Source organism: Pseudomonas sp. W4I3 (assembly GCF_030816195.1).
Taxonomy (GTDB): domain Bacteria; phylum Pseudomonadota; class Gammaproteobacteria; order Pseudomonadales; family Pseudomonadaceae; genus Aquipseudomonas.
The window spans coordinates 997,475-1,010,676 of record NZ_JAUSXS010000001.1; the positions used below are offsets into that span (position 1 = coordinate 997,475).

The 13,202-nt window shown below is 60.3% G+C and carries 9 protein-coding genes; 4 read left to right on the forward strand and 5 right to left on the reverse strand.

The genetic code is table 11. The features are described from left to right. The first annotated feature begins 26 nt into the window (after positions 1 to 26). The 3 genes from QF045_RS04455 to QF045_RS04465 all read left to right on the forward strand — a co-directional run bounded on the left by QF045_RS04455 (position 27) and on the right by QF045_RS04465 (position 4,616). The gene (locus QF045_RS04455) at positions 27 to 2,936 is read left to right on the forward strand and encodes an aminotransferase (protein ID WP_306491209.1); all 2,910 of its coding nucleotides are present in this window, start codon (positions 27 to 29) and stop codon (positions 2,934 to 2,936) included. Positions 2,937 to 3,056: 120 nt separating this feature from the next. Next, positions 3,057 to 4,163 (forward strand): agmatine deiminase, encoded by a 1,107-nt coding sequence (gene aguA / locus QF045_RS04460; protein WP_306491210.1) that lies wholly within the window; start codon positions 3,057 to 3,059, stop codon positions 4,161 to 4,163. A 237-nt stretch (positions 4,164 to 4,400) separates the two neighbouring features. Next, positions 4,401 to 4,616, forward strand: coding sequence for a hypothetical protein (locus QF045_RS04465; RefSeq protein ID WP_306491211.1), 216 nt, complete (start codon positions 4,401 to 4,403; stop codon positions 4,614 to 4,616). A gap of 131 nt (positions 4,617 to 4,747) precedes the next feature. On the opposite strand, the gene QF045_RS04470 is transcribed toward QF045_RS04465, so the two are convergent. After that, complete coding sequence (locus QF045_RS04470) at positions 4,748 to 6,835, reverse strand: TonB-dependent siderophore receptor (protein WP_306491212.1); 2,088 nt, start codon at positions 6,833 to 6,835, stop codon at positions 4,748 to 4,750. A 408-nt stretch (positions 6,836 to 7,243) separates the two neighbouring features. Here QF045_RS04470 and QF045_RS04475 point away from each other — a divergent pair, with 408 nt between their 5' ends. Further along, complete coding sequence (locus QF045_RS04475; RefSeq protein ID WP_306491213.1) at positions 7,244 to 8,560, forward strand: OprD family porin; 1,317 nt, start codon at positions 7,244 to 7,246, stop codon at positions 8,558 to 8,560. A gap of 103 nt (positions 8,561 to 8,663) precedes the next feature. On the opposite strand, the gene QF045_RS04480 is transcribed toward QF045_RS04475, so the two are convergent. The 4 genes from QF045_RS04480 to QF045_RS04495 all read right to left on the reverse strand — a co-directional run bounded on the left by QF045_RS04480 (position 8,664) and on the right by QF045_RS04495 (position 13,042). After that, the gene (locus QF045_RS04480) at positions 8,664 to 10,241 is read right to left on the reverse strand and encodes a M48 family metallopeptidase (RefSeq protein ID WP_306491214.1); all 1,578 of its coding nucleotides are present in this window, start codon (positions 10,239 to 10,241) and stop codon (positions 8,664 to 8,666) included. Positions 10,242 to 10,254: 13 nt separating this feature from the next. Then, positions 10,255 to 10,620 carry a hypothetical protein gene (locus QF045_RS04485; protein ID WP_306491215.1) on the reverse strand — a complete coding sequence of 122 codons (366 nt, stop codon included), beginning with the start codon at positions 10,618 to 10,620 and terminating at the stop codon, positions 10,255 to 10,257. Between the two features lie 37 nt (positions 10,621 to 10,657). After that, positions 10,658 to 12,001, reverse strand: a complete 1,344-nt coding sequence (locus tag QF045_RS04490; RefSeq protein WP_306491216.1) for a CHASE2 domain-containing protein — start codon at positions 11,999 to 12,001, stop codon at positions 10,658 to 10,660. Between the two features lie 252 nt (positions 12,002 to 12,253). Further along, complete coding sequence (locus QF045_RS04495; protein WP_306491217.1) at positions 12,254 to 13,042, reverse strand: SDR family oxidoreductase; 789 nt, start codon at positions 13,040 to 13,042, stop codon at positions 12,254 to 12,256. Positions 13,043 to 13,202 lie beyond the last annotated feature (160 nt).

A 13,202-nucleotide genomic window follows, 5' to 3' on the forward strand; every position in this document is an offset into this window, starting at 1 on the left:
CGCCTGATTAAACCGAGGTCGTCACAATGTTGCTTGCTACCTTGATCCATCGCGCCAGTTTGCCCTGCCCCCAGGTGAGTCTTGGGCAGGCGGCCGCTTTGCTTGAGCAACATTATGGCCCTGATGGCACCCTGCAGTCGCTGGGCAGTCAACAAGATCTCAATTACAGGATCGACAGCGCCGTGGGCCGCTTCGTTCTGAAAATCTGCCGGGGAGACTACGCCGCCAGTGAGTTACTGGCGCAACATGCAGCCCTCAACGCGCTTCAGGGACATGTACAGCTACGCGTGCCCAAGGTCATCAAGGCCCTCAACGGCGATGAACTGCTGACCATCAGCGTCGACGGGCAAACCCTGCACCTGCGCCTGTTGGATTACATCGACGGCCAACCCCTGACCCATTTGCCTCACTTGAGCCGCGATGTGATCGCAGGGTTTGGCGACCTGTGCGGACGAATGAGCCTGGCGCTGGCCACGTTCACTCACCCCGGACTGGACCGCACCCTGCAGTGGGACCCACGCCACGCGCACGCGCTGATCGCCCATCTACTGGCCACGTTGCCCGACCTCGCTCATCGCACCGCACTGCAGCAGGTCGCTGCGCAGATCGAGGCGCATGTCACGCCTTTGGCTGCGCACTTGCCCTGGCAGGCCGTGCACATGGACATCACCGATGACAACGTGGTCTGGCAACGCGACGCGCAGCGGCGCTGGCAAGTTCAGGGCGTGATCGACTTCGGCGACCTTGTGCACACGTGGCGCATCGCTGATCTGTCGGTGACGTGCGCAGCGCTGTTGCACCACGCCGATGGCGACCCGTTTGCCATCCTGCCGGCGATCCAGGCCTGTCACGCGGTGACGCCGTTGCAGCACGAAGAGTTGCAAGCGCTGTGGCCATTGATCGTCGCCCGCGCGGCGGTGTTGGTGCTCAGCAGCGAGCAGCAGCAACGCCTAGACCCTGATAACGCCTATCTGTTGAAAAATGCCGAGCACGAGTGGGAAATTTTTCACGTCGCGACATCGGTGCCGTTCGAGTTGATGCAAGCGGCGATCCTGAGCTGCGCCGGCGAGACGCTGCCAGTCTTGGCCAGCCAGGAGTTTGCGCCGTTGCTGCCAGGATTGGTCGGGCGAGAGTTCGCGCTGATCGACCTGGGGGTACTCAGCCCGCATTTCGAGGCGGGCAACTGGGAGACACCTGGCATCGATCGGCGCTTGCTCGGCGACGCCGCGGCGGTGCATGGGCTGGCGGCCAGCCGGTATGGGCAGTATCGGTTGTCGCGTACCCGCCCAGACAGCGCTGGAGAGCCGGAGACTTTTGCCCTTCACGTCGAGTTGCACTTGCCCCATGGCACAGTGCTCGAGGCGCCTTTTGCGGGAACCCTGCGCGAAGGGGCGGACGGCTTGCTGTGCTTGTACGCAGAGCCGCTGAGCCTGCGCCTATGGGGTGTGAAAACGCTGCTCAGCCCCGGTGCAGGGGTTGTGAAGGGGCAAATGCTCGGTGAAGTCCACGGGCCGTTGATCGTGCAGCTGTGCCGTGGCGACCTTGAGCCACCGCTGTTCTGCGTTCCGACCCGGGCGTCGGCGTGGCAGGCGTTGTGCCCGTCGCCAGCTGTGCTGCTCGGGCTGGCCTGCGATGCCGAACCGGAGCTGGACCCCGACGCCCTGCTGGCTCGGCGCGACGCCAGCTTCGCCCGCTCGCAGAAGCATTATTACGTCGACCCGCCCCGTATCGAGCGGGGCTGGCGCAATCACCTGATCGACATGCACGGCCGCTCCTACCTGGACATGCTCAACAACGTGGCGGTGCTGGGCCACGGCCATCCACGCATGGCGGCGGTGGCGGCGCGGCAATGGTCGCTGCTCAACACCAACTCGCGGTTTCACTACGCGGCGATCGCCGAGTTTTCCGAACGTCTGCTGGCGCTGGCGCCGGCGGGCATGGGCCGGGTATTTCTGGTCAACAGCGGCACCGAAGCCAATGACCTGGCGATCCGCCTGGCCTGGGCGTACAGCGGCGGGCGCGACATGCTCAGCGTGCTGGAGGCCTATCACGGCTGGTCGGTGGCGGCGGATGCGGTCTCTACCTCGATTGCCGATAACCCCCAGGCTTTGAGCAGTCGCCCCGACTGGGTGCATCCGGTGATGGCGCCGAATACCTATCGAGGTGAGTTTCGCGGGCCGGACAGTGCGCCTGACTATGTACGAAGCGTGGAACATAATCTGGCGAAAATCGCCGCTAGCCAAGGTCAACTCGCTGGATTCATCTGCGAACCGGTGTACGGCAATGCCGGGGGCATTTCGTTGCCGCCAGGCTATCTGCAGCAGGTCTATGGGCTGGTCCGCGCCCAAGGCGGTGTGTGTATCGCCGATGAGGTGCAGGTAGGTTATGGCCGCATGGGGCATTTTTTCTGGGGTTTTGAAGAACAGGGCGTCGTGCCGGACATCATTACCATGGCCAAGGGTATGGGCAACGGCCAGCCATTGGGTGCGGTGATCACTCGTCGAGAAATTGCCGAAGCCCTGGAAGCCGAGGGCTATTTCTTCTCGTCATCGGGCGGTAGCCCGGTCAGTTGCCGTATCGGTATGGCGGTGCTGGACGTGATGGAGGAAGAAGGGCTGTGGGAAAACGCCAAGGTGGTGGGCGGATATTTCAAGGCACGCCTACAAGCCTTGATTGAACATCATCCGTTGGTCGGTGCGGTACACGGTTCCGGCTTCTATCTAGGCCTTGAGCTGGTACGTGACCGGCAAACCCTGGAGCCCGCGACGCAGGAAACGGCGCTGTTATGTGATCGTCTGCGCGAATTGGGCGTGTTCATGCAGCCGACCGGCGACTACCTGAACATCCTCAAGATCAAGCCGCCGATGGTCACAACCCGGCGCAGTGTGGATTTCTTCGTCGATATGTTGTCCAAGGTGCTCGATGAGCAACTGTAGTAATCGATTGTTATCGGTTATCGTCCATTCTATTTACTGGATGTCATTTTTGTTCGCTATTAAAGCCGATATTTATCCGTTATAAAGTCGGCTTTTACCCCATTCGGAGTCCTGATCTTCATGACCACCCTGCACAGCACGCCACGCGCCGATGGCTTCCATATGCCCGCCGAATGGGCGCCACAGACCCAAACCTGGATGATCTGGCCTGAGCGCCCGGATAACTGGCGACTGGGCGGCAAGCCGGCGCAGGCGGCCCACGTGGCCGTGGCCAAGGCCATCGCGCGGTTTGAGCCGGTGACCGTTGCAGTTTCAGCCGGCCAGTACGAGAACGCCCGTAGCCGTCTGGATGTGCCGAATATTCGCGTGGTGGAGATGTCCAGCGACGACGCTTGGGTTCGAGACACGGGGCCGACGTTCGTGATCAACGACAGTGGCGAAGTGCGCGGTGTGAACTGGGATTTCAACGCCTGGGGCGGTTTTGATGGCGGCCTGTATGCGCCGTGGAACCGTGATTCGCAGGTGGGCGGCAAGATTCTGGAGATCGAGCGCGCGTCGCGTTACCGCACAGAAGGTTTTGTGCTGGAGGGCGGTTCGATCCATGTCGATGGCGAGGGCACCCTTATCACCACCGAAGAGTGCCTGTTGAACCGCAATCGCAACCCGCACTTGGACCGTGCCGCCATCGAAGCGGTGCTCAGCGCCAATCTGGCGGTAGATAAGATAATCTGGTTGCCGGATGGCCTGTTCAACGACGAAACCGACGGCCATGTGGATAATTTCTGCTGCTATGTGCGCCCAGGTGAAGTGCTGCTGGCCTGGACCGATGACCCGCAAGACCCGAACTACTCACGCTGCCACGCTGCCATGGATGTGCTGCAAAGCAGCACCGACGCTCAGGGCCGCTCGTTCACGGTGCATAAGATGCCGATTCCAGGACCGCTCTATGCCACTGAAGAGGAATGTGCCGGTGTCGATCCGGTGGACGGTAGCCAGGAACGTAATCCGAGCGTGCGTTTGGCCGGTTCCTACGTCAACTTCCTGATCGTCAACGGCGGCATCATTGCGCCGAGCTTCGACGATCCGTTGGATCATCAGGCCAAGCAGATCCTGCAGAACCTTTTCCCACAGCACGAAGTGGTCATGGTGCCAGGCCGCGAACTGTTACTGGGGGGCGGCAATATCCATTGCCTGACCCAACAGCAGCCAGCCCCGCAAAGAAATTGAGTGCGGTTGTAACAGCGCCTTGAGGCTGAGCGAGCACTGTGTGAGCGCAGTGTTCCAGCCAAGCCCGCGGCCCAGCACGGTCGCGGGCTTTTTTGTGCCTGAGTGCCCAGGGATAACGGACATTGGCATAGCTCTTGTATCGGCAGAGAAACCACAGAGCAGCTTGGTGATGACTGCATGGTTCTGTCACAAACCTTGAGTAAGTTAGCCGCTCACGCAGCAGGGGAGAGCGCTGAAATGAATGCCGAAGTCAACCCGATGTACATGAGCATGTTTCACCCGGTGCGGGTCGACGGCGACGCGATCCACGCGCTGGCGCTCTGGTTGAAAGAGAACGGCTCGCGACAGCTCAGGCAACAATCTGATGTGCTCAGCGTGATGAGTGAACGCTACCCGGCGGGGTTGTTCACGGCGGATGAGGTGCAGGTGCTGTACGAGTTGGAAAACAACTGAAGACCACCGAAGAATTATGTGGGAGGGGGCTTGCTCCCGATAGCGGTGGGTCAATAAGCGAAGTAATGACTGATCCACCGCTATCGGGAGCAAGCCCCCTCCCACATTGGTTGCGTCTGGTCTGATGGAAACTAGAAGCTGTAGGTCCCTGTCACCACCAGGCTACGTGGCTCACCCGGCTGGATCTGCGCGACGCTGGTCGCTGAGGCGTAATAGTGTTTGTCGGCGATATTGTTCAGCGCCGCCCTGACGTCCCAAGCCTTCTGACGGAACCCGGCCAGCGCGTCCCAGCGACCATATCCCGGTAACACCACGGTGTTGAGGTTGTCGGCATAGCGATCACCGACCAGGGTGAGCCCGGTTTCCGCATACCAGCCCATCTCCGGTTTCCAGGTGACGAACAAGCTGGCATTACGCTTGGCCACGTCGCTGATGCGCTTGCCTTCGAAACCATTGTTGTCCTCTTCGACCTTGGCATCCTGCAAGCCGACGCCGCCGCGCACATACCAATTGCCGACGATCTTGCCGGTGGCCGTCAGCTCGATGCCGCGCGATGTCTGCTTACCTGTCAGCAGGGTGATCGTGCGGTCCAGGGGGTCGCTGGTGCGACGGTTGTAGAGTTCGAGTTCGTACACGGCCAGGGTGGTGCTCAAGCGGTCGTCGAGCCAATCGCTTTTGACCCCGATTTCCTTCTGCTTGGTCAGCTCGGGGCTCAGATCGTTGACGCTGCCGGCTGCATTCGGCGTGATGCCGATCAAGCCGCCGCCAGCCGGGGAGAAGGTTTTGCTCCACGAAGCATAGAACGAGTGATGCTCCAGCGGCGTCCACACCAGGCCCAAACGTGGGCTGGTGCTGTGGCTCTTCACGTCCTGCTGGGTATTGAGCAGCTTGTTGGTGGTGTCGACTTCGAAGCGGTCATAACGCAGCCCGGCCAAGAGTTGCCATTGATCGTTCAGGCGCAGTTGATCCTGCACGTACAACGCGCGGCTTTCGACTTCAGTGTGGTTGTCGCTCGACAGGCTCATACGCCCGGTATGGCGCAGATTACGATTGGGTTGGTTGAGGTCCAGGCTCGGCACAGCCTGGCCACCCCGATTGGTCGCGGTAGCTGAGTAGAGTTTCGGATCGCGGCGCTGGCTGCCCAGTTCAATGCCGGTGAGCAGGCGGTGCTCAAGCCCGAAGGTATCGAAACCACCTTCCACTTCGAGGTTGTTGAACACGTTGCGGGTGGTCAGGTCCTGCTGCCAGTGCTGCCGGCTGACGGTGTTGGTTTTCGCGTCGTAGCCGGTCTGGTAGGTGTTGTCGAAATCGCTGTCGAGCTTGAATACGCCGAGGGTGTGGCGCAGTTGCCAGTTGTCGTTGAGCTCATAGGCGAGTTTGGAGCGCAGGGACTGGGAGGTGTCATCGATGTAGTCACCGCTGGAGAAATAGGTGGTGCTGCGACTCACATCGGCAGGGCGCCCGTTGACGCCAGGAACGCCACGGTCCGGCGTGCGGTTGTAGCGGCTGTATTCGTACTGCACCAGCCAGTTCAGCTCGGGCGTGAGCTGCCAGCTCATCGAGGGCGCGAACAACTGGCGGTTGCCACTTACGCCGTCGCGAAAGCTGTTGTTGTCCTGGTTGCCCATGTTCAGGCGCAGGCTGATGTCATCGCTGGGATCGGTACTCAGGTCGGCATACACGCTGCGCAAATCGTTGCTGCCGCCCTGGGCTTCGATGCTCGATTCGCGGCCGGGGCTTGGCAGCTTGCTCACACGGTTGACGATCCCGCCCTGGCCACCGCGCCCGTAGAGCACTGCCGCCGGCCCCTTGAGCACTTCGATGCGCTCGATGTTGTGCAGGTCGCGCACGTATTGGCTGTCGTCGCGAATGCCGTCCAGGTAGAAGTCATTGCTCGCGTCGAAACCGCGGATACGCAGGCTGTCGAAACGTGTGTCGGCGCCGCTGCTGACGTTGGGAATACCGCTTAACGCCTGACCCAGATCGTTAGTGCCATAGGCGCGCAGGCTTTCGGTTTTTACCGAATCGATCGCCTGGGGCACATAACGTACGGCAGTCGCAGTGCGCGTGGCGGTGTTGCTTTCCTTGACGCGTGGATCATCTTCGTCGACTTCGGCGCTGATTGAAGTGGCGGGCAAGACGGTGGTGGCACAGGCGAAACCGGCAGACAGCACTATAGAAAGCCCGAGGGAAATGGGGGTCAGGCGAGGAGCAAGCATGAGGAAAAGTGTCCGAATTGTCAGGATGGAAAAGTGCGCGAATGGTAATGCTTTGCATTTGCTCGCGTGATCTATTCCCAAACGTAACGGGCGCTAATTTGTTACTTGATGTGTTTTCAAGAGGGAAAACAAGAATTTTCACACCCTTCGCCGGGGCGCAATGGGTCTTTGCTTAGAATTATTTAGCCTAAATCCAGGTGGTTCACGAAATTGACACATAGTTCAACGCGCGCATAGGATTGCGTCCAACGCCTGTGGCTAACAGCCATGACTCATCCAATAAGAAAAGGCCCGCGGCAGTTCAGTCGTCCGCGGGCTTTGTTTTTTCTGGAGAAAGTCGACACCAGAAAGCGATACGGGGCCTGGTGTCATAGCGCGTACTCAACCAGTAATAAGGAATATAAGAAAATGTTGAAGCAACGGATGAGTCTGATCGCTCTGGGGATTTTGAGCGCATCGACAGCCATGGCAAACGACCAGGAGCAATCCAAGGGTTTCGTTGAAGACAGCCACCTGAACATCGCAGCACGTAATGCCTACATCAGCCGTGACTACAAGAACGGCAAGCAGGACAAGGCCGAGTGGGGCCAAGGCTTTATCGGCAAACTGGAATCCGGTTTCACTCAAGGCACCGTGGGTGTGGGTGTGGACGTGATCGGCCAGTACGCGATTCGTCTGGATGGCGGCAAAGGCCGCGCCGGCGCGGGCGGTATCGACTTCTTCAAGCAGGGCAACGGTACTGTCGGTGACGACGGCAAGCCAAACCCAGGCTCGGCACCGCATGACCTGGCCAAGGGCGGCGCGGCCGTTAAGTTCCGCGTTTCCAATACCGTGCTCAAGTACGGTGACCAGTTCCCGGCAGTGCCTGTGTTGCAGTACGACAACTCCCGCCTGTTGTCGGAAACCTACACCGGTACGTCGATCGTTTCCAAAGAGATCGCCGGTTTGCAACTGGACGCCGGTCACTTCACCAAGGAAGCACGCAAGAGCATGGAAGGCACCGACAGCGGTCGCCTGAAAAGCATCGACTATATCGGTGGTAGCTACAAGTTCACCGAAAGCCTGTCGGCAGCGTTGTATGCCTCCGACATGCAGGACGTACTGAAGAAGCAATACGTCAACGTCAACTATGTGCTGGCGCTGCCAGAGAAACAGTCGCTGACCTTTGACTTCAACGGCTACAAAACCAAGCTGGACCGCAGCTTCGCCCTGGAAAACCAGAAAGACGCTGAAGCCCGCGACAACAAGATCTGGAGCTTGGGCGCTACCTGGGCCGTTGGCGCGCACAGCTTCACCATCGCTCACCAGCGCAGCACCGGCGACACTGGCTACCTGTACGGCGGCTACCGCAACGCTGGCGGCATCGGCGACGGCGGCAATACCATCCTGCTGGCCAACTCCTACTGGTCCGACTTCAACGGCAAGGACGAGCGCTCCTGGCAAGCAGGCTACGGCATCGACTTCACCACCTTCGGTGTACCGGGCCTGACCTACAACGTTGCCTATGTACGCGGTACCAACATCGACGACGGCACCGGCCGTGGCGATGGTACCGAGCGTGAAATCTGGAACCAGTTCAAGTACGTGGTACAGAGCGGCCCGGCCAAAGACCTGAGCCTGCGTGCTCGCGCCTCGTGGTTGCGCGTTTCCAACAACGCCAGCGAATACAACGTTGGTGGTAACGAAATCCGCCTGTTCGCCGACTACCCGATCAACGTTTTCTAATTGATCGCAGGTCGCGCCTGATGCCAGGCGATAAAAAACCCCGACTGGTTCGGGGTTTTTTTATGCCCGGTGGCGAGCGTTTCCGCCTCGCCAGTACTGAATGTCAGGCCTTGAGCGGCGCGAGCTTCTTGCAGTTCTCCTTGCGTGTCGGGTATTGCTCGCACTTGCGCAGCACGGTTTGCACCTGCTGCACATTCTGCAGTTGCTGGTTGGCCAACAGTTTCTCGGTAATGAACAGTTCTTCCGAGCCCAGGTTGCGCTCGGCCTTGTCGATCATCGCCAGTGCCGATTGCCCGTCACCGCGCTTGAGGTGGTAGCTGATCATCAAGTCATAGGTGGAAGGGCCTGCCAGGGACCAGTCCTTGATCGCTTGCAACTCTTTTACCGCTTCGCTGTTTTTACCCTCGGCCAGGCGCACGGTATAGGCGGTGCGCCGAATGCTCGGCTGGTCCTTGACCGGCGAGGCCAGGGCTTTGCGAATAAACCGCTCGGCATCCGGCACCTTGTTTTTTTCCAGGGCATCGATTGCGAAGTAGGCGTCTTTGTAGCCCTGCAAGGCCGCCGCCACCTGCGGCGTAGTCTTCATCTTCGACCAGCTCTGCGGGTTGACCCGGGCGCGGCGTTCCTGGCGATATTCGCGCTGCAAGTACTGGCGCAGTTCGGTGTCGCGGTCGGTAGCCGACATGTGCGAGCGGTTGAAATACTGCGTGGTTGCGGTGATGCCGGTGGTCAAGCCGTCCTTGACCAGCACGTCCAGCTCCTTGGTGAACTGGTTGAGATTGAACTGCTGCAGTGAGTCCTGCATGGCGTTCTTACGCGCCGTGAGAAAGCCGGTGAGCAAGGGTTTCTGTTTGCCCTGAAAGTCGTTGAGTCGTTCCAGGCTATGGGTGGCGGCGCGCGGAGCGTAGCCGGCGCGGATCATCAAGTCGGTGCCGAGCAGGTCGGCCTGGTCTTCCTGGCTGCGGCCCCAGGCGGTGCTCCACACCTGGTCGGAAAACGTATTGGCCAGCGCGGTGTAGAGCACCGTGTTGCCGATGGTCTTCTGGGTGCCGGCCGGGTCTTTGCTGAACAGCTTCATCGTACCGGAGCTGCGGTCGACGCCCGTATCGGCGGCCATGGTCGCCAGGGCGACCGTGGAGGCGACGGTAGTAAACAGGTCTTTCTGCTGCTGGAAGGCCGCCATGCGGTCATGGTGATGCAGCAGCACATGGCTCATTTCGTGGCCAAGCATCGCCGCGATTTCATCCTCGCTGCCAACGTTGTCGAGCATGCCCAGCGGTACGAACAGGTTGCCGTAAGGGTCTGCCGACGGCCCGAATCCATAGCTGTCGGTAATCTTCACCTGCAGCGGCGGCAACTCGCCCGGCCAGCCCTTGGACAAGCGCGTGACGATGCCCTGCAGGTAGCTTTGCAGCATCGGAATATCCACCAGGTTCTGCTGGCGCGCTTCGGCAGCCGGTACCGCCCGCCCGTCGTAGCTCAAGCGCTGCTGACTCTGGCGCTGGGGGTCGAGCTTGTAGTACTGGCGCACATCGGTGTTGTCCACGTAGTGGCCCTGGACCCGGGATTGGGTCGAAGGCCCCACCAGGTTCAGGAACGCCTGGTCCGCGCCCTTCAGGGTGGCGCAACCACTGAGCACCGAACTGGCCAATAGGCTGGCTGCTACTAGATATCCCTTCACCGCAACGCTCCTTTTATTGATTGCAACCGGCACCAAAACCAATGGTGGAATTATTGCGACTGTCCTTGGCCTGGCTTCTGGTCAGACCTTGGCAGGGCAGGTCGACGACGTTCAGCGGCGGTTCGATGCGCAGGTCCATGGTGTCCAGCCAGACCTTCTGGCCAGCCAGTTCTACCTGCACCAGGTCCAGCGCCGGGTTGTACTGCAACACCGGCACGGGCTGGGTAGGCGCATCCTTTCTCGCCAACTCACGCTGCTGCTTGCCTTGCTCGTCGAGCACTGTCACCGGGTCGGCGAGAAACGCCTGAATAGCGTGGTTTTGCGCCCACGCGCCTTGGGTGACGAGGGCTGCGAGCAAGACGATAAGGCTTCTGTTCATCCTTGGGTTCCTTGAGTCAAAGGGCAAAACGGTACGCTCAGCGATCGCGGTCGAAGAAGGCTTCGATCCGCTCGCTGAACAACACCAACGACAGCAATACAATGGCCAGCACGTTGACCGGAGTGATGTCATTGAGGCTCAGCAGCACACTGACCACCGCCAACATCGACATCACCAGCAGCCACGACGGGCATGGCGAGGTAAAAAACCAGATTTCCTGGCGCCGCCAACGGCTCCAGGTGCGATGGCCCGCCAGGCGTCGTGCGTGCAGTGCCTTGAGCACCGCGATCAACGCCAGCAGGCCGAGTCCCAGCAGGTCCAGCCAGTTGAAGGGCAGGTAGGGGAAGTTGGCGGGTTCATGGTCATAGCCCATGCCGGCATTGATCAGGTTATCCAGGGCCATGGCGTGCAGGTAAACGCCGGGGAGCTGGCCATGTACCGGCGACTCCACCAGGTCCCCGGTGGACGTGATATTGGCGCCGATCAGCACCAGGCGGTCGCGCAGTAACTCGGCGACCAGGGCTTGGTCGTCGGGGTCGCTGACCTCCAAGTCACTGGCCGACAACGTCAGCGTGTAAGGGCACTGCGCCTGGGCCGAGTCATCGAGCTTCCAGAACACGGCCTGGAAGAACTGCGCCACTGCGTCCAACAAGAAATGCCGCGCCGCTGCGCAGTGGCGGATATCAGCAATACGCGCCTGTTCCGCTGCCAGCTTCAGCCCCCATTGCACGGCGATGGGCTGGCGCTGCGCAGCGGTTTGCGCATCCACAGGCGGCGGCGTGCAGTCGTGGGTGGCACAGAACACTCGATACAGCGCCAGGGCGGGGGTTTCCATTAGCCCGTCCTGCGTATGCGCAGCCAGTGGATATTTGTCGTCCACCCCTTCCCACACCACCAGGGCCGGCCGGCTGACCTGCATGAAAGGCGCCAGCGTATTGGCCTGGCCTTCCTGCGCGCGCGTCAGCCCGGTATTGGCCAACCACAATGGGATGCCCTGGCGTTGATAACGCTCAAACACATTCGCCAGCAACTGACTGCCCCGCGCCGGGTCGCCGAGCGAGTGGTCGTGGCTGTAAAGCAGATCCACAAACACAGCGCGCGGTTTGTACGCCAGTAAGCGCTTGAACAACTTGCTTTGCTCGCCGTAAGGCATTGGCCACGAAGTGTCGTTGCGCATCAGGTAGGCATCATCAATCAACACCACCGCCACTTGCTGCTGCCCGAGGCTCGGGTAATGGCTGGCGAACATACGGTTGAGCCACTGCGCCGACGCCTTGTCGCTGGAACTGGCCAGGCCGAAAGGATCAAGAATCGCCAGCAACACGATGATGACCGCCAGCCAATAGCGGCGGTATTTGAACAGCGGGGGGTTGGACAACATCCATGTCTCGATTAAGTACCTGGCAAGGCGGGGTTTTTAACGGAGGAGGGGAGCAGGTGTCAATTGGAAAAGTGGCTAAGTGCCATATCGCTGTAGATGTGTGCACCGCCTTTCGCAAAAAAGCCCTCGCCTATTCAGGCCAGGGCTTTCTGTTGTGAGCGATCAACTGCGTCAGGCGTTGGGCGCCGCGCATGGGGGTAAACTTGGCCCCGGCAACTTTGAAAATATTCAGGCTGCCGGTGCCGAGCCGGATCAGGCTTGAGTCAGATAGCGTGGCGCCACGGTGGATTGCTGGATCTGCGCCAAAAGCCCCCCACGCGCGGCTTGCAATGCATCCCAACGCTCGCCTTCCTGCAGCGCAGGAATGGTCACCCGTTCTCGACGGTCGAAACCCAGCAGCGCGGCATCCACCAGATCACCCACTTCCATGATTTCGCTCAAGGTGTTGATGTTGATACCGGCGCGATCCCAAATCTCCGTGCGCGTGGCGGCAGGCAGTACCGCTTGCACATAAACACCCTGCGGCGAAAGCTCCAGGCTCAGGCCCTGGGAGAGGAACAGCACGAACGCCTTGGTCGCCCCATACACCGACATGCCGAACTCAGGCGCCAGCCCCACCACCGAACCGATGTTGATGATCGCGCCGTCACCGGCTTTAGCCAGGCGTGGTGCGATAGCGCTCGCAAGCCGCACCAGCGCGGTAGTGTTGAGGGCCACCAGATGTGCAACGCTTTCAGTGCTTTGCTCGATAAAGCTTCCAGACTGTGCGGCGCCTGCATTGTTGACCAGGATGCCGATGTGCGCGTCATCGCGCAGGCGCGCTTCAACGGTGTGCAGGTCGCTGAGCTGCGTCAGGTCGGCCTGAAGCACTTCAACGGCGACGTTATGTGTGTCACGCAACGCCGTGGCGAGCGTTTCCAGACGCGCGTGGTCGCGGGCGACCAACACCAGATCATGCCCGCGTTGGGCGAAACGCTCGGCGTAAACCGCGCCGATGCCAGTGGAAGCGCCAGTGATGAGAACGGTAGGGCGAGTAGTCATGATGTCAGCTCTTTATCAGGAACAGCGATTGGGATTGAGGCACGGGTAAACCAGGTTTGATCAGCCAGTGCCTAGGTCGCGGCAGCGGATGATTCGGCAAGTGTCGGCTAAGGGATAAACAGGTTCAGATCGCTCATGGGTGCTTATTCCGTGCCTGTTG

Coding starts and splice junctions, on each gene's coding strand:
- QF045_RS04485 (WP_306491215.1), bottom strand. CDS start 10,620: ATGAACAGAAGCCTTATCGTCTTGCTCGCAGCCCTCGTCACCCAAGGC.
- QF045_RS04495 (WP_306491217.1), bottom strand. CDS start 13,042: ATGACTACTCGCCCTACCGTTCTCATCACTGGCGCTTCCACTGGCATC.
- QF045_RS04490 (WP_306491216.1), bottom strand. CDS start 12,001: ATGTTGTCCAACCCCCCGCTGTTCAAATACCGCCGCTATTGGCTGGCG.
- QF045_RS04465 (WP_306491211.1), top strand. CDS start 4,401: ATGAATGCCGAAGTCAACCCGATGTACATGAGCATGTTTCACCCGGTG.
- QF045_RS04475 (WP_306491213.1), top strand. CDS start 7,244: ATGTTGAAGCAACGGATGAGTCTGATCGCTCTGGGGATTTTGAGCGCA.
- QF045_RS04470 (WP_306491212.1), bottom strand. CDS start 6,835: ATGCTTGCTCCTCGCCTGACCCCCATTTCCCTCGGGCTTTCTATAGTG.
- aguA (WP_306491210.1), top strand. CDS start 3,057: ATGACCACCCTGCACAGCACGCCACGCGCCGATGGCTTCCATATGCCC.
- QF045_RS04455 (WP_306491209.1), top strand. CDS start 27: ATGTTGCTTGCTACCTTGATCCATCGCGCCAGTTTGCCCTGCCCCCAG.